18 protein-coding genes are annotated in these 19,795 nt (G+C 30.7%); 1 reads left to right on the plus strand and 17 read right to left on the minus strand.

All coding sequences use genetic code 4. From position 1 onward, the window contains the following. Positions 1-101: 101 nt before the first annotated feature. The 9 genes from D2833_RS03130 to D2833_RS03170 all read right to left on the minus strand — a co-directional run bounded on the left by D2833_RS03130 (position 102) and on the right by D2833_RS03170 (position 10,866). Complete coding sequence (locus D2833_RS03130) at positions 102-1,004, minus strand: ECF transporter S component family protein (protein WP_011113821.1); 903 nt, start codon at positions 1,002-1,004, stop codon at positions 102-104. A gap of 2 nt (positions 1,005-1,006) precedes the next feature. Next, a complete protein-coding gene (locus D2833_RS03135; RefSeq protein WP_231992407.1) occupies positions 1,007-2,362 on the minus strand; it encodes a hypothetical protein in 1,356 nt (451 codons plus the stop codon). A 1-nt stretch (position 2,363) separates the two neighbouring features. Then, on the minus strand, positions 2,364-3,281 hold the full coding sequence (holA, locus tag D2833_RS03140; protein ID WP_011113823.1) for a DNA polymerase III subunit delta: 918 nt from the start codon (positions 3,279-3,281) through the stop codon (positions 2,364-2,366). Further along, positions 3,281-4,402 (minus strand): ComEC/Rec2 family competence protein, encoded by a 1,122-nt coding sequence (locus D2833_RS03145; RefSeq protein ID WP_318023751.1) that lies wholly within the window; start codon positions 4,400-4,402, stop codon positions 3,281-3,283. The genes holA and D2833_RS03145 overlap by 1 nt, the downstream gene beginning before the upstream one ends. Positions 4,403-4,424: 22 nt before the next feature. After that, on the minus strand, positions 4,425-7,007 hold the full coding sequence (gene valS, locus D2833_RS03150; protein ID WP_027333237.1) for a valine--tRNA ligase: 2,583 nt from the start codon (positions 7,005-7,007) through the stop codon (positions 4,425-4,427). 17 nt (positions 7,008-7,024) lie between these two features. Continuing rightward, entirely contained in the window at positions 7,025-7,585 is a 561-nt protein-coding gene (gene yihA, locus D2833_RS03155; protein WP_011113826.1) for a ribosome biogenesis GTP-binding protein YihA/YsxC, read from the minus strand. A gap of 5 nt (positions 7,586-7,590) precedes the next feature. Continuing rightward, positions 7,591-7,812 carry a YneF family protein gene (locus D2833_RS03160; RefSeq protein WP_011113827.1) on the minus strand — a complete coding sequence of 74 codons (222 nt, stop codon included), beginning with the start codon at positions 7,810-7,812 and terminating at the stop codon, positions 7,591-7,593. 105 nt (positions 7,813-7,917) lie between these two features. Further along, a complete protein-coding gene (locus D2833_RS03165; protein WP_027333238.1) occupies positions 7,918-9,849 on the minus strand; it encodes a thiamine pyrophosphate-dependent enzyme in 1,932 nt (643 codons plus the stop codon). A gap of 18 nt (positions 9,850-9,867) precedes the next feature. Further along, a complete protein-coding gene (locus D2833_RS03170) occupies positions 9,868-10,866 on the minus strand; it encodes a glycosyltransferase family 2 protein (protein WP_011113829.1) in 999 nt (332 codons plus the stop codon). A 105-nt stretch (positions 10,867-10,971) separates the two neighbouring features. Between D2833_RS03170 and D2833_RS03175 the strand changes: the two genes are divergently transcribed. Next, entirely contained in the window at positions 10,972-12,177 is a 1,206-nt protein-coding gene (locus D2833_RS03175) for a Y-family DNA polymerase (protein WP_011113830.1), read from the plus strand. Here the strand turns inward: D2833_RS03175 and rnmV are convergent. The 8 genes from rnmV to tpiA all read right to left on the minus strand — a co-directional run bounded on the left by rnmV (position 12,161) and on the right by tpiA (position 19,778). Continuing rightward, positions 12,161-12,721 carry a ribonuclease M5 gene (rnmV, locus tag D2833_RS03180; protein ID WP_011113831.1) on the minus strand — a complete coding sequence of 187 codons (561 nt, stop codon included), beginning with the start codon at positions 12,719-12,721 and terminating at the stop codon, positions 12,161-12,163. The genes D2833_RS03175 and rnmV overlap by 17 nt on opposite strands. After that, the gene (locus D2833_RS03185) at positions 12,673-13,695 is read right to left on the minus strand and encodes a ribose-phosphate diphosphokinase (protein ID WP_011113832.1); all 1,023 of its coding nucleotides are present in this window, start codon (positions 13,693-13,695) and stop codon (positions 12,673-12,675) included. The genes rnmV and D2833_RS03185 overlap by 49 nt, the downstream gene beginning before the upstream one ends. 116 nt (positions 13,696-13,811) lie before the next feature. Beyond that, a complete protein-coding gene (gene truA, locus D2833_RS03190) occupies positions 13,812-14,603 on the minus strand; it encodes a tRNA pseudouridine(38-40) synthase TruA (RefSeq protein WP_011113833.1) in 792 nt (263 codons plus the stop codon). Next, on the minus strand, positions 14,536-15,705 hold the full coding sequence (locus D2833_RS03195) for an energy-coupling factor transporter transmembrane component T (RefSeq protein WP_027333239.1): 1,170 nt from the start codon (positions 15,703-15,705) through the stop codon (positions 14,536-14,538). The genes truA and D2833_RS03195 overlap by 68 nt, the downstream gene beginning before the upstream one ends. Beyond that, complete coding sequence (locus D2833_RS03200; RefSeq protein WP_011113835.1) at positions 15,689-16,645, minus strand: ATP-binding cassette domain-containing protein; 957 nt, start codon at positions 16,643-16,645, stop codon at positions 15,689-15,691. The genes D2833_RS03195 and D2833_RS03200 overlap by 17 nt, the downstream gene beginning before the upstream one ends. Next, the gene (locus D2833_RS03205) at positions 16,618-17,457 is read right to left on the minus strand and encodes an energy-coupling factor transporter ATPase (protein WP_011113836.1); all 840 of its coding nucleotides are present in this window, start codon (positions 17,455-17,457) and stop codon (positions 16,618-16,620) included. Before D2833_RS03205 ends, D2833_RS03200 begins: the two co-directional genes overlap by 28 nt. Positions 17,458-17,504: 47 nt before the next feature. Further along, entirely contained in the window at positions 17,505-19,016 is a 1,512-nt protein-coding gene (gene gpmI, locus D2833_RS03210) for a 2,3-bisphosphoglycerate-independent phosphoglycerate mutase (RefSeq protein WP_027333240.1), read from the minus strand. Between the two features lie 3 nt (positions 19,017-19,019). Beyond that, positions 19,020-19,778: a triose-phosphate isomerase gene (gene tpiA, locus D2833_RS03215; protein ID WP_027333241.1), complete on the minus strand. Its 759-nt coding sequence runs from the start codon at positions 19,776-19,778 to the stop codon at positions 19,020-19,022. Between the last annotated feature and the right edge of the window lie 17 nt (positions 19,779-19,795).

Raw genomic sequence — 19,795 nt, forward strand, 5'->3', positions numbered from 1 at the left:
ACATAAAACTAGTTATCTACACATACAAATAAATGAAGAAACGCTAAGGATCCTTCAACTATATGCTTTTATTTATACTATAACACTTATTTTAAGTAGATTTATCAGCGTAAGCGTGATAAGTTAAAAAAGTTCTGTAAATAAGGCTCGGAGATCTTAATTAAAGCAATCGCACAGATGATTAGAATTGGTAATCTTAAGGTCTCTTTGATCACTCTTGGAATTAAGTAAGCACTTAAGATAAAGTCTCTTGTTTTGGGCTTTTGGTGCACAACATTAATTAAGAATTCGTTAATCGAAATTGTTCCCAACACTAATGAATACAAGATTGATAAAGTAATCATCATTGTTGAAACATATAAGAACAATTTAATCGACTCTTTGGTCTTACGATGTTTTAGATATAGCAATCAACTAATCAGTTCAGCAAAGACAAAAAATAGTGCCATAAAGACCATACTTAAAGTTGTCCCAAAAGAATTGTTTCTAACTAAGAATCTATCTGTATCAGCATTGTTATACAAAGATAAGAAGATAAAACCAGAGATACAAAAACCAACAATTAAGATCTGTTGAAAAACAAAATCCCAAAAGTTTGAAGCATAGTTTTTTCTAATTCGGTAGATTGAACCAAATAAAGCAGCAGTAAAGATAATCAGTGGTTCTTGAACAGCATACAGTCAATACCAAATACCCCCACCACCTAAAAAGAATGATAAAGTATCAGTTAAAAACCCAATCGGGATCGCTACCACTGGACCAAAGATTCAACCGATTAAAGCTAATCCTACTCAGGAGATTCCTAAACTAATTGTAGGTCCAATACGAACAACAAAAATCCCTAATACGATTTTAAGCGCAATAAAAAGCGCTAAGAAAGAGATTAGGTAAATGTTATATCTTAGTTTTAAAGGTCAGAACGGTAAAAAAAACTTGATGATCGCTGATCTGTCAATTGACTTCTTTGTGACACCTAGTTGTTTTTGTAATCTTAATTTTTGCAAATCTAGAATACTCCTGATTTAGATGTATCTGTTGTGCTTCCGCGATCAAATAAAGAAGTAATTTCACCTGTTGCTTTTTTGATCTCTTCAGCGTATTTATTAATTGTTTCTTCTAATCTTTCGTTATCAATTTTAGGTTTAAAGAAGAATGATACAACGATTAAAAACAGGATTACTAGAGGTAATGTCATTAATGAAATTCAGATAACTTCAGTAATTTTACTAACGATCTCTGGAGTGATCGTTGCATTAGTAACGAAATCAATTCGCGCAGGCACACTGTATAAGCTAATAATTCCTTGAAGTAGTGAACCACCTGCAAATGGTGTTAAAAACGGAGAAAAAGAATAAACTAATAAGAATAATATGAATAGTACTAAAGGTCTGATCTTAAAACTATACTTAAGGTTGTCGTTTATTTGAGGAACCTTAACTTCCTTATTCATATATGTGCTAATTAAAGCAACTGCATTCTGTGCTCTTTTAGGTGGTGTTTTACCTGTTGCTGAATTAATGTATGAGATTGAAGTCACCACACTCACAGCAATTAAAACCGCTGCCGATATGAAATTTGGTGTTGCAAAGATTGGATATGAATTTTTATCAAATTGCGATACAAATGTCGGTATTGCTTGTCTTTGAAACAATACGAAGTATCAGATCATTAAACTAGCGCCTAATAGTGCAAACAATAGGCTTATAACAAAAGCAAAATAGTTTAATAATGGCATTAATTTTAATTTTTCTTTATAAAGAAAAATCTTACCAATATCTAGTTCTGATTTAACTACGATACTAGCAAACTGACGATAATCAGGTTGGCCAATCGTTGTAAAGATCTTTTCTAAATTGTCTTTTAGATTAATAGGTGAGTTAATTCCACCATTAAAAGGAATTGATCTATTTGGTTTGATCTCATCCTCTTCAATATCTGAAACTGTTGGAGTCGCAGCTTCAACTTTATTCTCTACTGAACTTTTAGAATCAGTGTTCTTATCTGGTGTTTTATCGTCTTTAACAATTTCGTCAAAAGACAAGTTAAAGGTGTTTAAAATGAAGATGTCAAGATAACGAATGTCATCCATTGCATCGTCAATTTCAGTGTAAGTAGCCAATTCATCAGCAGTTCTCTTGTCAGATGAATGGTGGTTTAATCTTTCTAAAGCTACATCAACATACTCTAGGTTTTGTGATGAATTTTCAGCCTTAGTTGCTAAGTACTTATAAGCTGCTATTTGTTTGAATAAAACATCTCTAAAAGCTTTATTTTTAAGCTCGTGAGCAAATTTCTCACTATTAAAAATAGTGTTAAGCTTATATTTAATGTTATCTAACGTTGTATTAAGGTCTATTGACATATTAATTAACACCTTTTATGATAAAGAACTTCAGCGTTTGATACGAATCAGATAAGTTTCTTTTATTATTAATATCTAATTCTAACAAATTAACAATAAAATTTTTGATAACAGCTGCTGATTTCACGTAAAGATCTCTATAGGTATATTTTACCCAATAAAGATTGACTCCCATTTTTTTAGCTATTTCTTCATCAGATAATTTCATGCTTTTTCCCAACAACATTAAATAAATCTTGCTAAGCATAGTTATGAGCATCGAAATAATCTCTGTAGGTTGTCGTTTATTTTCAATTAAATCCTCATAGATAACTAAGATTTCTTCTACTTTGTTGTTAATAATTTCTTTGGCCAGGTTATAAATCTTTTTATCTGAATGATCAATAATGATCTTTTCTATTAATTCGCTATCGTATAAAGTTTCTTTATCAACGTATTGTAATTTTTGAATTTCGTTAGCTATTAATCTAGCATCTGAATTAGATTTATCGTTTATTAAGTAAATTAATCAATTAGGGTAGTCAGTAAATAAATTGTCCAGTTGCTTTTTAATAAAACCAATTTTGTAATCATTATTTTTATCTAACGATTTTATCTCATTTTTACCGGCTATTTTTAAAAATTTCTCTTTTTTTGAATCGTAATTTTTATTAACTAATAAATAAATATTTTTAGATGAATTGTTGATATTATTAATGATGATCTTACTTTCATTTAAGTTGAACTCTTTAGATAAAAAACTAGGGTTAATAATAACCAGATCTTTATTTGAATTAGTATCAAACAAACCAGAACTTAAATATGGAGCTAGATTAGTATTTTCATTGTAATTAACTCACACAACGTTTTCTGGATTTAGTTTTTGAGTTAAATAATCTTGGGATAAATAAAAGTCATCACAAATAATCAGATAATTCATTAATTAAACCTTTTGATTCACATATAGCTGATAAATAGATAATAAATTAATAAATAGTAATAAGGGATTCAAGTTGCTAATTGTTTGAAATTTATAAGAAACACATTTATTTGAAAAACTTTTATAACTCTTATGAATCCTTCGTGAATAAGTGCTAGAAATGGTCACAGTACACTAAAAGGAAACAAGAATAGGTTTATAAAATACATACCTATAATAATTGGACTTAGAATAATTGATCAAAATATCGTTAATAAATTGATTCTTCCATAGCCATTAATTATCAAGCCACTCAAAACAAAGTTAATAACAACACTAGCCAATATAGACTTTACAAAGTTGTTTAGTTTCTTGATCTGAAAAATTGCATAGATTACTAAAATGCTTAAATAACTCAAAATGTATGAATAATTATTAAAAGCATAAGGGTTCAGAAACAATAAAATGATTCCAGAACTAGCTATACTTATTAACTTATAATTCTTATTTTTGAAAAACCTTTTAAAGATTAAATTTAGAACTAAACATAATAAAACCCTAAGTACACCATAACTAAAATTTAAAAGGTAAGAATAAAATAATAAACACGAAAATGATACAAAATTACCGGTGATTTTGTAATTTTTAAAAATTCTCAAAATCAATAAATTGATTAGAGATAAATGTAACCCACTGATTACTAATAGGTGCGCAATTGATAAGTTTAGGATATGGTTATAGAGTAAACGATTATCGTTATTTTTGATATTAAATAACGTTAATAATAACAAACCTCTAGACTGCTTGTTTGGGTTGGTATTCAGATAGTCTATTATGACCATTCTTAAATCATATTGCTTGGGAATTTTATCTAATAGATTCTTAAAACTAATCCCTTCTAGTTGAAAGTATCCATAGACAAAATAATAGACTACAAAAAGCGAAAAGACCAAAATTATCGGTATGCTAATTTTGTAACTAAATAAAAACAAATGTATACCACAAAAGACAGCACTTAAAACTAATACTAAAATTAGTTGCTGCCTAATAAAAACATATCCCAATAGCCATATGGAAATTAAACAAAATAATAAGGCTAATCCATAATTTTGCTTAATACTTTCTTTTGAAGTCTGTTCCATATCCAAGATATGGCAAAAATTCTTATTTTAAAGAATTTAGTTTATCTTGTTTTAGTTTAAGTTCTTCTTGATAGTTGCTTAACTTCTTTAGTTCAGCTTCATATTTCTCTTTAGGAGCTTTCTTTTTAAAGTTCTCGTTATTAACGATATTTGAACTTCGTTCAACTTCTTTTTCAAGTTTAGCTATCTCCACAACTAACTTATCTACGATCTTAGTTTTATCTTGAGTATACACAACATAAAACTCATTATCTTCTGTTGCAATTAAGAATAGATCATTAAGTTTTTGATCAGATATCTTAATTAAATTTACATTCTCAGTTTTTAAATATTTAGTTAGATCCTTGATATAACTAACCTCATTTTTATAAAGTAGATCTAAAGTATCTTTATTCTTAAGATCAAAACTTTGCTTAAAGTTTCTAATCTTGATAATAAGATTAAAGATCTGATCAAAATGATCCAAGGCATTTTCAATCTTGATTAAACCTGGTCATTTTTCAAGAATAATTGAAGGTTTTGAATCACTAAACTCAAAAGTGTTATAGATCTGTTCGGTAATAAACGGAACAGAAGGGTGTAGCATGATCAAAAACTTTCTAAAGATATCGTTAGCTAACTCAAACTTAGCTTTTGATCATTGTGCCTTTTTATTTAACTCAATATAAACATTAGCAAAATCATCCCAAATAAAATCGCTTAATTGTTTATTTGATAAGGCAAAACGATATTCTTTTAATTTATCTTGAATTCCCGCATTAACTTCGTTAAAACGGTGAATAATTCAATGATCTAAACTATCTAATGGTTGATCTGTTAATTTGCTTTGATCGATCAACTTTAGATATCTAGCTAAGTTTCACAACTTATTTAAAAATGAAGCTGCAGCATTGATCTTTTCTACATTATATGAAACATCTTCACCTGGTGAGGTATTTGATGTTAAAAACAATCTTAAAGCATCAGCACCATACTGGTCAATAATCTGAATTGGATCAACCCCGTTGTTCAAGCTCTTTGACATCTTGCGGTTATGTTCATCTAAGATTAAACCGTGTAATAATAGATCATGAAATGGAATCGATTTTTTTAATAACCAAGACATGAAGATCATTCTTAAAACCCAGAAAAAGACGATATCATATGCTGTTACTAACAACGAGTTAGGGAAATTAGCATTAAACTCTTTTTGATCTAAACCATCATCAAAACAGATTAATGGTCAAAGTGCTGATGAAAACCAAGTATCAAGCACATCACTATCTCTATAATAATCATCACCTGGTGAATTAATACTTACTATCACTTCATCAGGATGATCTTTATGATACCAAGCAGGGATCTGATGACCCCAAACTAATTGTCGAGAGATACATCAATCTTGATTATGATCTAATCAGTTATTAATCGTATCTAAAAACCGCTTGGGATAGATCTTAATCTGATCTTCATTATTAACCAACTTTTTAATCTCATCAACAAACTTTGTCGTGATTAAAAACCATTGTTTTGATAACAATGGTTGAACTATCACATTAGATCGATCTGAGTAACCCACATTACTAGTAATCTCTTCAAATTTAACGTACTTATCTTCACTAATTAGCTTCTTAACTATTAACTCTCTAGCTTCATAGAGATCTAACCCACTAAACTCTAAAGCTAGCTCGTTTAAAGTTCCATCAAAGTTAATACAACTTAATTCTTCTAATTGGTATTTCTTTGATAAGGCATAGTCATTATGATCATGCCCAGGAGTACATTTCATAACAGCACTCCCAAACTCCATATCAATATATTCATCAACAAGGATTGGGATTAACTTATTATTTAATGGGTTAATCACCATCTGGTTGTGATACTTCAGATATCTTTGATCATTGGGATTAACAAAAACAGCAACGTCAGCATAAATCGTTTCAGGACGAGTAGTTGCGATCACTAAATAGTCATTACTATCTTTTAGATAGTATTTGATGTAATGTAGTTTTTGTGTTGTTTCTTTGTTAATTACCTCAATGTTTGAGATTGCGGTATTAAGTTTAGTATCCCAATTAACAAGGGTATATTTTTTAACAATATAACCTTGTTGATATAGTTTTACAAATACGTCTAGAACGTATTTGTTTGATTCTTGGGATAAAGTAAACTTTTCTTTCTTTCAATTAAGTGCTAAACCTAGTGATTTAGCTTGATTCTTAATTGTTTGCGAAGATTCTTGTGATCATTGATAGATATTATTAAAGTGCGTAGTTCGATCATCTTTTTTATAATTGATCTCTTTAGTTCTTTGAATTGATTCAAATTTAGTTTGGGTAGCAATACCTGCATGATCAGTTCCAGGGATCCAATTGATCTTACCCATTACCAATTTTTGATAACGAACGATTAGATCTTGAATTGATAGATTTCATGCATGCCCAATGTGCAAGATTCCCGTTAAATTGGGTGGGGGCATGATAATGCTAAAAGGTTTAGCATTAGGATCACAAAAATCTGAATCTTGGTTAGCATAATCAGTGGTTAACCAAAAATCCACTACCCCTTCACTAACAGTTTTATGATCGTATTTCTGATTTAGATCAATCTTTTTTAATCGCTTCATAATTTATAAAAAAATATTTAAGAAATCACATCAATTATCTTCAGCATTAAATTATTTAAGTTTTGTTTGTTCTTAGCACTAATTAAAAGAATTCTGTCTTCATTAACTTTAAGAGCATCCAAAATCTTTTCTTTATTATTGATATAAGCTGACTTGGGGTACTTATCAATCTTATTAAAAACGATATAGTACTCAACATCTAAAGTGGTTAGTAAGCGCACAATCTCAATATCTTGATCAGTAATCACCCCAAGATCTAAGATCAAAAAGATCCCAACTAAATTTTTGCGGTGATTTAAGTAATCACTTAAAAATAACGAGATCTCTTCTTTTTGCGATTTTTTAATCCGCGCATAACCATAACCAGGTAGATCAACAATTCGTTGATTGCTGATCTCATAAAAGTTCATCGTAACTGTTCTACCTGGTGTTTTTGATGTTTGAGCTATCTTTGCATTCGCTAGACCGTTGATAATTGTTGATTTACCAACGTTAGAACGACCGATTAAACATACCTCTTTTTTAGAATCGTTAATGCAGTCCTTTAAACTAGTTGCACTTTTAATAAAACGATTCATGCTCGTTATTTTGTTTCCTTAGTATAAGCACGCATCATTTGTTTTACTTGAGCTTCAGAAGGCTTACGTCCCATTTGAGCATATAAGCTACGGATCTGTGCTTCTGTAATCGGTGGGTTCTTACGCATCTGACGCTTGAACACTTTCATTGAGACAAAATAACCAACAAAAGCCCCAACAATTAAACATAAAGGAATACTTAAACCTAACGCTAATCCTAATACCATCTTTTTTTAACTCCCGATCATTATTTTAATTATTCAAATCAATTGTTGATTTGAAATTTCTTCTAGTTTTTTTGTTAGCAACTTTTTTAACAAAGTTAAAGAAAATTATTGTTTATCTTCTTTAGTTGCGTTAAGTTGCTTATTTGACTCATCAACTTTAGTTTTATTATCTAATGTTTTTATTTTATTATTACTTTTTTGTGCACGTCTTGGTTTCTTAATATAAGTCGTGTTTTCAGTTGATTTATGATCAACTTCTGGTTGGTTTTGTGACAAAACATAACCCCAAGCAACTTTATCTGCTCTTGAGATAAAATAGCTCGGTAGATTTTTTAGTAACACTGATTTAGAAACAGCATTAATCTGATCAAAATCAGTTAATGAGATTACTGAAACGATCCTTGCAGTAATCTTATTTTCTAAAAGCTGTTGCCTTAAATCTAACGCTTTAATTAGATCACTCCCTGCAGTGACAATGTTAACTGTAGCATAACTATCACCATACAGTTCATACCCGCCAAAATTGATCTTATCTGCTTGTATACTAATCAGATCATCTGATGAAGGTAAGATAATATATGTTTTATCTTTGTTCTTGGCCTTGAAGTTACAAAGCGAATATTTTAATTCTTCATTTGTACCTGGTTGAAGAACGATCCCATCTTTTTCTCGCGAGATCAGATCGATAACTTTGTTAACGTACTTTCTTGAAAGTTCTTTACAATTATCAACTAAATATAAGATCTGATCTTTCTTTTCTTCTAATTTTAAGTTTTGAATCGTTTTATCAATCAGATTAATATCAAGATTAATCACTGGTAAGTGAATCTTGTTGTCACTAATTGCATTAGCAATTATGATTGCCAACTCAATTCAGTTTCCTAATAAAACGATCCGGCTAGGATCGATTGCTTCAACTTCACGTTCGAATTCATCATCGTGATCACTTACATTTAAGAGAACGCTATTAGATTGGCACCTAATTAAATCAGCTTTTAATTTAGCCAACGATTGGTTGGCATCAATCTGATCTTCAGATAATGCTCAATCCTTAAAAGCTGATAAATAATTAGGAATTACAAGATTATTTTGTTTTAATTGATCAACTTGATCAGCAATCAACTCTTTTAATTTATTAACACGTTCTTTAATATTAGGATAAAGATCATTAGCAGTCTCATAAAGCACCATAAATTCTTCACCCGTGTATTCAAACCTTTTAGTTAATTGATCAAGTTGATCTTGAGTTAAAGAGCTTTTTATTACTTCTTTAGTTCCAGCTGAATCATAACCATGTCCTACGATCGTGTTGATATCAATAAATACAGGTTTTTTTGAATTAACTGCATAATGAAAACCAGCATCAAGCTTTTCGATATTATTCCCATTAAAGACATTGATATATTTAAAACCCATATCTTTAACTAATGAAGAAAAATCAGTAACCAAATAATCCTGGTTTTCACCTCGTTCTTCAAAATGATTATTATCATAGATAATAATCAGATTATTTAATTCTTGGTTAGCTGCAGTTTTAAGAGCTGCTAATCCATAGCTAGAATTCAGATCTGCAGCACTCACGATACAATAAATTTTATTGGTAATTGTATCGTGAGATTTTTGGTTTACCAACTTTGCATCGATCGCTAGACCAACTGCATAAGCTAAGTTATAACCTGGTTGGTAAGTTGAAAAATCATAAAGATTTCTTATCTGCTTTTCATGTGAAAAGCTCATTAGATCTTCAATCTTAATATCAGGATGTTTTAATAAATAAAAACATGCCCTGATATTTGATCCACCAAGTTGCTTTGATACCACCAACTTATCATTGTAATTGGCATCAAGATTATCCAGGTCCATAACAAAATAGTTACGGAATAAAACATAAAGATAACTAGCTGCACCAAACCCATATGCAGCTGAGCCAACAAAGTTATTGTTGACTGTATCAAACATTAAAAATCTAAAGTTATTAACGATTGAGTTCGAGTTTTTAGGAAAGGGTTTATTTTGATAAATCAACTTAATAACCATCTGTTTATAATTTAGTAATTATCTGAATAATCGTTTATTTTCACCGCTTTTTAGTTTTTCTCTAAGGTTATTAGGCACCTTAAAAATATAGTTAGAAGCCATATATTGGTTTCTTAACGGAATGATAATATTTTGCTCAAATTTCTCTCTTAAAGATGGAACTGAGCTGCGATATTCAATTCTTACTTGATCTATTATATTGGTAATTATACTAGATTTAAAATCGTTTAATCGGTCTTTAATGGGCACGTAATTGCTGAACCATTCCACCATTCTTGGGAATTGATGCAAGATATATCGATACTTAGCTTCTAAGAATTTAAAACGCTCAAAATCGTAGTAATTATCAGACTCAATGAAATTGATTGTTGGCTTTCATACGACTCTAAAGAAGTCACAGTTAGCTAACATATCATATTTAATATAGAAGTCTGGAATATATGGGTTTCTACCATAACGCATATCTAGAGCTTCAAAAAATGACTTTTTGATTAACATCCCTTGGGTGTAGAAAGAATTGCCAAAGATGTAATCGATTGAATTGCGATCTGAAATTTTCTTATCATTGGTTGGAATATCATACATCCCCTTCATTGGGTTAGCTGTATTCCCCACCATGTTTCTACCAATAACGATCTCAGTAAATTGCTCTACTACAGAAACCATGTTTTTAATCGCATCTTGATTTAAGGTATTAGGTGTTTCTAAAAACATAAAGAAGTGACCTGATGCATATTTGATCAACTGATCATAAACAAAACCCTTACCCCTTTGAATTGGGTTTCGATAGATTCTAATATTTTGTTCTAGTGTTTCAAAACGTTTCAATACTTGGTAAGAGTTATCGCTTGAACAATCATCAATACAGATAATCTCAACGTTTTTATAGCTTTGAAATAAAGCAGAACTAACAGTAATTTCTATATTCTTAGCATTATTATATATAGGAATAAGAATAGAAATTAAAGGATTTTTTACATGATAAAACTCAGAAGATCTAGAATTGGTTTCATTCATACCGCATTTTTTGGTGTGCTTATTGATTAATTATAAAAGCAATTTTGCCAGTTTAAAGGGCTGTTCTAAATAATTTTTCTAATAATTTAATATATATTTAAATTATTGTTTTTAATGGACAGAAAAACCATTTTTCATATCGATTTTGACGCCTTTTTTGCATCTGTCGAAGAAAATTTTAACCCTGAGTATAATAACAAACCGTTAGTGGTTGGATCCAAGTCTAATGGTTCTATCGTATCTAGTGCTAACTATATAGCTAGAAAATTTGGCGTTCGGTCTGCAATGCCTATTTTTCAAGCTAAAAAGTTATGTCCTTCTTTAATAATAGCTGAAGTTGACTACCCTAAATATGAAAGGGTGTCAGCTTATGTTTTTTCTTATTTAAGAGATTTTGTCTCTAATAAAATGGAAGTTGCTTCAATTGATGAATGCTATATGGACGTAACTGATATCTTAGAGAAGAATAGTGAGATATCTGCAAGCGATTTGGCTAAAAAGATCCAAAAACAAATTTATGAGTTAACTCAATTAACTGTATCAATTGGCATCAGCTCAAATTTATTTTTAGCTAAGATGGCTTCTGATCAGAACAAACCAAATGGAGTATATGAGATTTGACCTGATGAAATTGAAGAAAAATTATGACCACTTGAAATTAAAAAAATGTATTTAATAGGGTCTAAAAAAATACCTCTTCTAAATCAATTAAATATCAAAAACATCGGTAATTTTGCACAATTTGAGAATAAAGAATTATTAATTGATATTTTTAAAAATATGTATTGAGATCACTATAATCACGCTCATGGAAAAGGTAGTGATTTTGTAGATTATGAAAGAAATTCAAGAAAATCGATCTCTGTTTCAAAGAACATTAGACACAAAGTTAGTGATTATGAATCTTTATTAAAACTATTTAATGATTTATTTGATGACGTTTATTCAAGACTAAAAAACCATAATTTGTTAGCTAAAAACATATCGGTTTCAATAAGAACTGAAAAAGTTAGATCGTTATCATTTAGTTTTAAACAATATAGCGATAAAAAAACCTTGTTTTACAACAAGGCTATAGATTTATTCGAGAGATTGCATAATAACCAATTAGTTGCTAACATCAGTATTTCGTTTGGAAACATTACAAACAAATACAAATTTATGCCCAACATTAATATCTACGAAGAATTATCTAAAGAGCAAAAAGATACGATGTTACTAAAGAAAATTGTTAATCAAATTAATAAAGAATATAACAAAGAATTAGTTAATATTGCCGATGATTTTGATTATTTTAAATTTCAGAAATAAGCTTTTTTAACTCGTCAAAATTCTTTTTTAATAGATTCAAATACCTAAATAAACTTTTGTTATTACCATAAGGAATATTTAGTTTTTTACATAACTCTATACGCTTATTTTTAGTATTAAGATTTAAAGCTAAATATTCTTTTCATGTTAATGATTGATAACTATCATGCTCTGAACTAACTAAATTATTAAAAGCTGATAAAACAGCTTCATTGCTTGCTTCAGCTATTCCTTTTTTCTTAGAATCCTTCAGTTCACTTAAATCAATAAAAGCTTCCCTATATTCTTTTAATTCTTTAATCAGTTTTGCTCTTATCTTCTTACCTTGATAATCTGGGTCTAAAAATAAAATAACTCCTCTGGTTAAACTTAGTTCTTTAATCAAACTAATAGTTTGATCAGAGATCTCTGATCCATTAGTTTCAATCGTTTCACAGTCAAAAAGTGATTTAAGTTTAACTGTATCCGTTTTACCTTCAACAACAATAATTTCGTTTATTCTATTTCTTTTAGAATTTTCTTTAGGTTTGGTGATTTTACTCATTCTTGATAAATTGTATAAACATCACTGATAGAACCACCATTAATATATTTATCTAAAACTAAACTATAAAAGTGGTCTAATTTAACAACTTTAAATTGTGGTTTCTTTTCTAAATTCTTTTCAGTTTGATCAATAGTATCAGCTATATAAACTTTATTGATTTCTTTTTTCTTATAACATTCATCGAATAATTCGATGGCGTTTTTGTTGAATAAACCGTGTGTAGCCATTACTAGAACTGTCTTAGCTTTTTGTTTTTTTAGTAATTTAGCTGCTGAGATAATCGTTCCACCGGTATCGATCATATCATCAACAAGAATACAGCATTTATTCTTTACTTCACCAAGAATATTGATTGATTCAGCTACATTTGGTTTAGGTCTTCTCTTATCAATAATAGCTAAAGGAACATTAATTGATTCAGCAATCTTTCTAGCTCTTTTAACACCACCATAATCTGGTGATACAACTACTAAATCATCAATTTTATTATCCACTAATACGTGAGATAATAAAACAAAAGAAGCTTTTAGAATATCAACTGGGATATCAAAGAAACCTTGGGTTTGGTCGCTGTGAATATCAGTTAATGTTGCTCTAGTAACTCCTGCTTTAGTTAGTAAATCTGCAACTAGTTTCGAGGTAATTGGTTCTCTACCAGCCGATTTTCTATCCTGTCTTGCATAACCATAATATGGGATTAATGCAGTAATCGATTTTGCCGAGGCTCTTTTAGCAGAATCAATAGCAATTAACAATTCCATTAAATTATCATTTACTGGCGAGTTAGTCGATTGAATAAAAACAACATCTTTATTTCTCAGGGTACAATCAGGCCTAACAAAGATTTCGTCATCAGCAAATTTTTGAATCACGATTTCACCAGGTTTCATTGACAATCTTCTACAGATTGAATCAGTTAATTTTTTAGCGGCCGACAGCCCAAAGATAATATGATTAGATTTAACGTGCATGATAATTGATATTTTAACAACTTTAATCTTAATAAATTATCTTTTTTAGACGTTAAAAATAAGTTAAAAAGAATAACTTTTGGCTAAATCTTAATAAAAAATGAATAAGCATTAGCTTATTCATAATAAACTTCATATAAGTACAACCCACTAGCAGGAGCTTTAGTTATTGCTCTACCTTTTTTGGGATTATCTAATAACCACTTCAAGTGATTAAGATCATATTTCTTAATCCCAATATTATAAAGCGCACCTACAATCATTCTTACCATCGATCTTAAAAACCCATCACCCGTGATATAGATATAAACCTTATTATCTTCTTGTTTCAGATCAATCTTATGGATTGTTCTAAGACCCTTATCTTTATCAGCTGTTGAGAACGATCAAAAATTATGTGTTCCTTCAAGGATTGGGATCGCTTTTTCAATTAGATTAAAATCTAATTGAAAATTAACAATCCAAGCATGGTCATAAAATAAAGGATTGTTAGCACAATAATCGATTAGATAAAGGTATGTTTTAGCTTTAGCACTAAACCTAGCATGGAAATTACGATCAACTTCTTTGATTCATTTAATGTATCACTTATTTTGACCATAACGGTTTAAGATCTCTCTTAGTTTTTCTAAACTGATTCGATCATCAATATAAAAACTGATGTATTGATTGATCGCATGAACACCTTTATCCGTTCTACCACTAGCATTAACATAGATCTTGGATTCATAGATCCATGCTAGTGCATCCTGTAATTTGGATTGAACTGTTTCATAATCGTTTTGAACTGCATAACCATGGAACTTGGTTCCATGATAAGAAATGTTGATTAAAACGTTCTTATTTAACTTGGCCAACGTTTTGACCCAAACCGATCGCCATTCATTCTGGTGAACCAAATACACCAAATAAAACTCTTGAAGCTGCTACGTAGATGAAAAAACCTAATAGAACCATTAAGAAAGTATAAACAACAAGATCTAAAGCGTGAACTTTAAAAATGCGGTATCTAGTTCTAGCAAATCGTGGGTTGTAACTTCTTGCGTCCATCGCATTAGCCAATTCGCCCGCATTTCTAAATGCAATTGATACCATCGGAATAATCAATGAAACTAATGAACGCATTCTTTCGATCGTATTCCCATTTTTAAAGTCAATTCCTCTTGATGCTTGCGCATTAAGAATTCTTTGTGATTCTAATAATAATGAAGGCACAAAACGAATCGAAATACTGATCGTCATTGCTAATGAGTTAACCGGAACTTTAAGTAGTTTTAGTGGTGATAATAACTGTTCGATCCCAAAAGTTAACTCAATTGATGTACTTGATGATGTTAAGATTGTTGCCAATAAGATCATCATGAAGATCTTTAAAACAATTGATAAAGTGATGAATAATGTTTTAAAACTTAGTGCGTATCAACTAAACATTAAAACTGGTTTTAAAACTAAACTATTCGGATTAAACTCAAATTGTTTTAGTTCAGCACCTGCCACTTTAGGTACTGCAATCCGATAATATTCTTGTAACTGAATTGGGGTTAGGTCAGCTCTTTTTTGATGAACTAAACTTAGAAGGTCATCAAAAGTTATGAACATCTTAGTTTTTGTGTTGATAATCATTGGTGATTCAGTTTTAAAGAAGTTGTAATCATAAAGATTAGCCACTGAATGATCATTATAATCACCAATTAAGATGTAACTATGGTTATTGTTAGCTCAGACTGAGATATTTAAAAAACCAGGATTCCGATAGGTAAACCAGTTAATTAAAAACAAGAACAAGAACATGATAATGATCGTTTTTAAAGTCGATCAATAGATTCTAAACGGAAGTTTAGAGATCATGAAGATCAATGAGATTATTGCTAGTACAATCAACTGAAAAACTAAACCAGTTGGTAAGAAAATGATCACAACAAAAGCAATAAAAATGATCAATTTAATTGATGGATTAGTTTTATGGACAACTGAATTACTTAATATGTACCCATTAATTGCGTTTTTCATAGTTCTTGATTACTTCATTGATTACTTTTGCTAGATCTTTAACTGTTCTTGGTTCGTAGTCATACAGTTTTTTAAAGATCGGATTTCTTAATGACAAGTCATTAATGACTTGAACCACATGAGGCAGTGCAATTGATGTTGTTTGCATGATCTCAGGGTTAGTAAAGATCTGATATGGCGTGCCTGATGTTAAGATCTTACCTTTATCTAATAAGATTACCTCATCAGCAATCTCAAGCACTTTTTCCATCTGGTGGGTGATCACGATCACGGTTTTATTCTCTTTTTTTGATTCAAGAATTAGTTCTACCATCTCGCTTTCACCCTTAGGGTCTAATCCAGCGGTTGGTTCATCAAAGATGATAATCTCTGATTGGATTGCTAAGATCCCAGCAATCGCTACCCGTCTTTTTTGTCCACCTGATAGTTCAAACGGACTAACATCTAAATAAGAAGAATCAAGCCCCATCCGGTTAAGATAGAATTTAGCTAGTTTGGCTGCTTCTTCTTTATGAACACCAAGTGCTACTGGTCCAAACATAATATCTTTTTGGATCGTATCTTTAAATAATTGGTATTCAGGAAACTGAAATACCATTGAGATGATCTTTCTTAACCGTTTGAAATTTTTAATCTTTTTGGTATTAGGTGATATCACGATATCGTGATTGTTCTTAAAATCACGGATCGATAATGTGCCATATTTTGAGGTTAACAACCCATTAAAATGGGTTACTAACGTTGATTTACCACTACCAGAATTCCCAATAATACAGTAAATCTTATTCTTTTCAAAGGTAAAATCGATGCCGTTAAGCGCCCAAAATTCTTCAGGTGTTTTTTCATCAAAAACACATTTTAACCCTTGAGCACGTAAAACCTCATCACCTACTAAAGGAGTTGGTGCATACTTTAGTCTTTTTGATCAACTCTTGAACATATATTATCGATTAATTCATTATATCGTAAAGTCGAATTAATTTTCTCATCCAACTCATTTAATTGCATCGCTAGATCTAAACTAAAAGGCACATCTAAATTAATATCTCTTAAGAACTGCTTATCCTTAAAGATCTCATCAGGTCGACCTTGCTTGATTAAATTTCCGTGATCCATCACCAAAACGCGATCACAATTAACCACTTCTTCCATATCGTGGGTAATTGAAATCACTGTTTTACCTTGATTACGTAATTGAAGCATAAAGCTTTTAATATCTTTTTTACCCTTAGGATCTAACATTGATGTTGATTCATCAAATAAGATAATACTTGGGTTGATCGCTAAAACTGAAGCGATCGCTACTCGTTGTTTTTGCCCACCAGATAATTTGTGGGGTTCGAATTTTAATATATCTTTGATCCCAACTTTATCAGCAACAGAATCAATAATTCTTTTAATCTCTCCACGGGGAATCTTACGGTTTTCTAACCCAAAGGCAATATCATCTTCTGCTGTAATCCCAATGAACTGGTTATCTGGGTTTTGAAAAATAATCCCAACGTTGTCACGTAAGAACTTAATATTATCTCGTGAGATCGCATAACCAAATAAATAGATCGTACCTGCAAGTGGTTTTAAGATCCCTGTCAACAACTTAGACATTGTTGATTTTCCAGACCCATTATGACCCACAATACAAACGTATTCTTTTTCATAAATTTCATAAGATACGTTTTTTAGTACTTGTTTTTTAGAGTTATATGAAAACGATACGTTTTCAAATTTTATTACTGAATTTTTATTATCCATTTATCTAATTATAAAACCCAAACTAAAGAATCTGTTTAAAAAACAACTTAAATTAGTGGTTCTTGATCCATCTCTTCAGGAATTTGAATCTCTAGGTATTTTAGGATCGTTGGGGCAACGTTAGCTAAAATCCCTTCTTTTTTAGTAAATTTAACGTTTGGATCGGTGATACTAAAAGGCACAACGTTCGTTGTGTGCTTGGTTACCTTTTGGTTATTTTCATCGATCATCTCTTCGGCATTACCATGATCAGCCGTAAAGAAGACGGTAATATTATTCTTCTTAGCATCAGCTAATAATCTTCCAATCTCGTGGTCTAGTGCTTCAAGTCCTTTTAGGGTTGCTTCATAATTACCAGTATGACCAACCATATCAGGGTTAGCAAAATTTAACACGGTTAGATCGTATTTTGTATAAACTTTTAGTAACTGATCAACAATCGCTGCAGCCGACATTTCAGGTGCTAAGTCATAAGTCTTAACATCTTTTCTTGAAGGAACTAAAACTTTATCTTCGTTTTGATACTCAACTTCAACACCACCATCAAAAAAGAAGGTAACGTGTGCGTATTTTTCAGTTTCAGCAATTCTTAATTGCTTCTTATTAGCATTCTTTAACACTTCACCTAAAGTGTTCTTTTCAATCTTTGGGGGATAACAGATCGCTGAAGGATTAATTCCTTCGTATTGCATCATAATTACGAAGTAAAGGTTTTTTCTTCTTAATTGTGGATGATGATCATAATAATTCGAACCAAAGACATAATGACTTAATTGACGTGCTCGATCTGGTCTGAAATTAGCAAAAACAACACTATCATTATCTTGAATAGTGATCTCATCACTCTTGTAATTATTATTGTAAGCGGGAACAATGAATTCGTCTGTAATATTTTGTTGATACGAATCTTTTACATAAGTTTTCAGATCAGCAAAACTCTTACCTGTATTTGATAAAAGGTTGTTGTAAGCTAAATCAATTCGATCCCATCTTTGGTCACGATCCATCGCATAGAACCGACCAGAGATCGTACCGATCTTAGTTTTAGTTGTTTCTGCTTTTTTAATTAGTTGATCTAAATCAGCTAATAATTGGGTTGGTGGTACGTCTCTACCATCACCAAAGATATGTAAGATTGCAGGTACATTATGTTGATTAGCCAACTGCATGATCGCGTAGATATGGTTAATGTGTGAGTGCACGCCACCATTAGAGACCAATCCCAAGATATGTAGTTTACTATTATTTTTCTTGGCATGATCAATCGCATTTAGTAATGCTTGGTTAGTAAAAAACTTCTTGTTTTCGATCTCTTTATTAATTAAAGATAGACCCGTATAAATAATTCGGCCTGCTCCGATATTTAAGTGACCAACCTCAGAGTTACCAATCTGATTTTTAGGTAAACCCACAGCTTCACCACTAGCTTGAAGCATAATTGTGGGATTGTTGTTCATTAAGTTATCTAAATGAGGTGTTTTGGCATTTTTTACGGCATTACCGTGAGTAGTTGAACTGATTCCATAGCCATCAAGAATCATTAATAGTGCTTTTTTCATAGGTTATTTAGCTTCAATAAGTTGGATAAATTTGTGTGGGTCTAATGAAGCTCCACCCACTAGTGCTCCATTAATGTCTTTTTGTGCTAACAGTTCTGAAACATTATCAGGAGTAACTGATCCACCATATAAAATTGGTAACTCATTTGCGATCGTTTTTGATGATAATAAACCTAGAACAGTTCGAATATAAGCGATTGCATCTTGCGCAGTTTGACTTGAAGCAGTCTTACCTGTTCCGATCGCCCAAACTGGTTCATAAGCAATAATTAGATCTTTTAATAAAGAACTATCAATTTCTTTAAGATCTTTTTCTAACTGATCTTTAAGTACAGCTTTGGTCTTGTTAGCTTCGTATTCTTCTAACGTTTCACCAATACATAAAATTGGTCTCATCTTATTTTCTAATAGCGTTTTTACTTTCTGATTAATTAGTTCATCAGATTCATGAAATAATTTTCTTCGTTCAGAGTGACCAATTATTACGTAATTAACACCAATATCTTTTAATTGTTCATAACTAACGGTTCCCGTGTTAGCTTTATTCATTACATAATTAGCATCTTGAGCTAAAACTAAACATTCGTTTCTTTCTAATTGATTAGCCAAACCCAAATGTACGAATACTGGTGCAACACCAAAAACCACGTCTGGGTTTTTGGTTAACTTAGTTTGATTTAAAACACTAAAAAACTCTTTAACTTCTTGAGTAGTTTTATATGTTTTTCAATTTCCAAAGATGTATCTTTTCATACTGTTCATAAATTTCTTATTTTATA

The organism is Mycoplasmoides gallisepticum (assembly GCF_900476085.1).
Taxonomy (GTDB): Bacteria; Bacillota_I; Bacilli_A; order Mycoplasmatales; family Mycoplasmoidaceae; genus Mycoplasmoides; species Mycoplasmoides gallisepticum.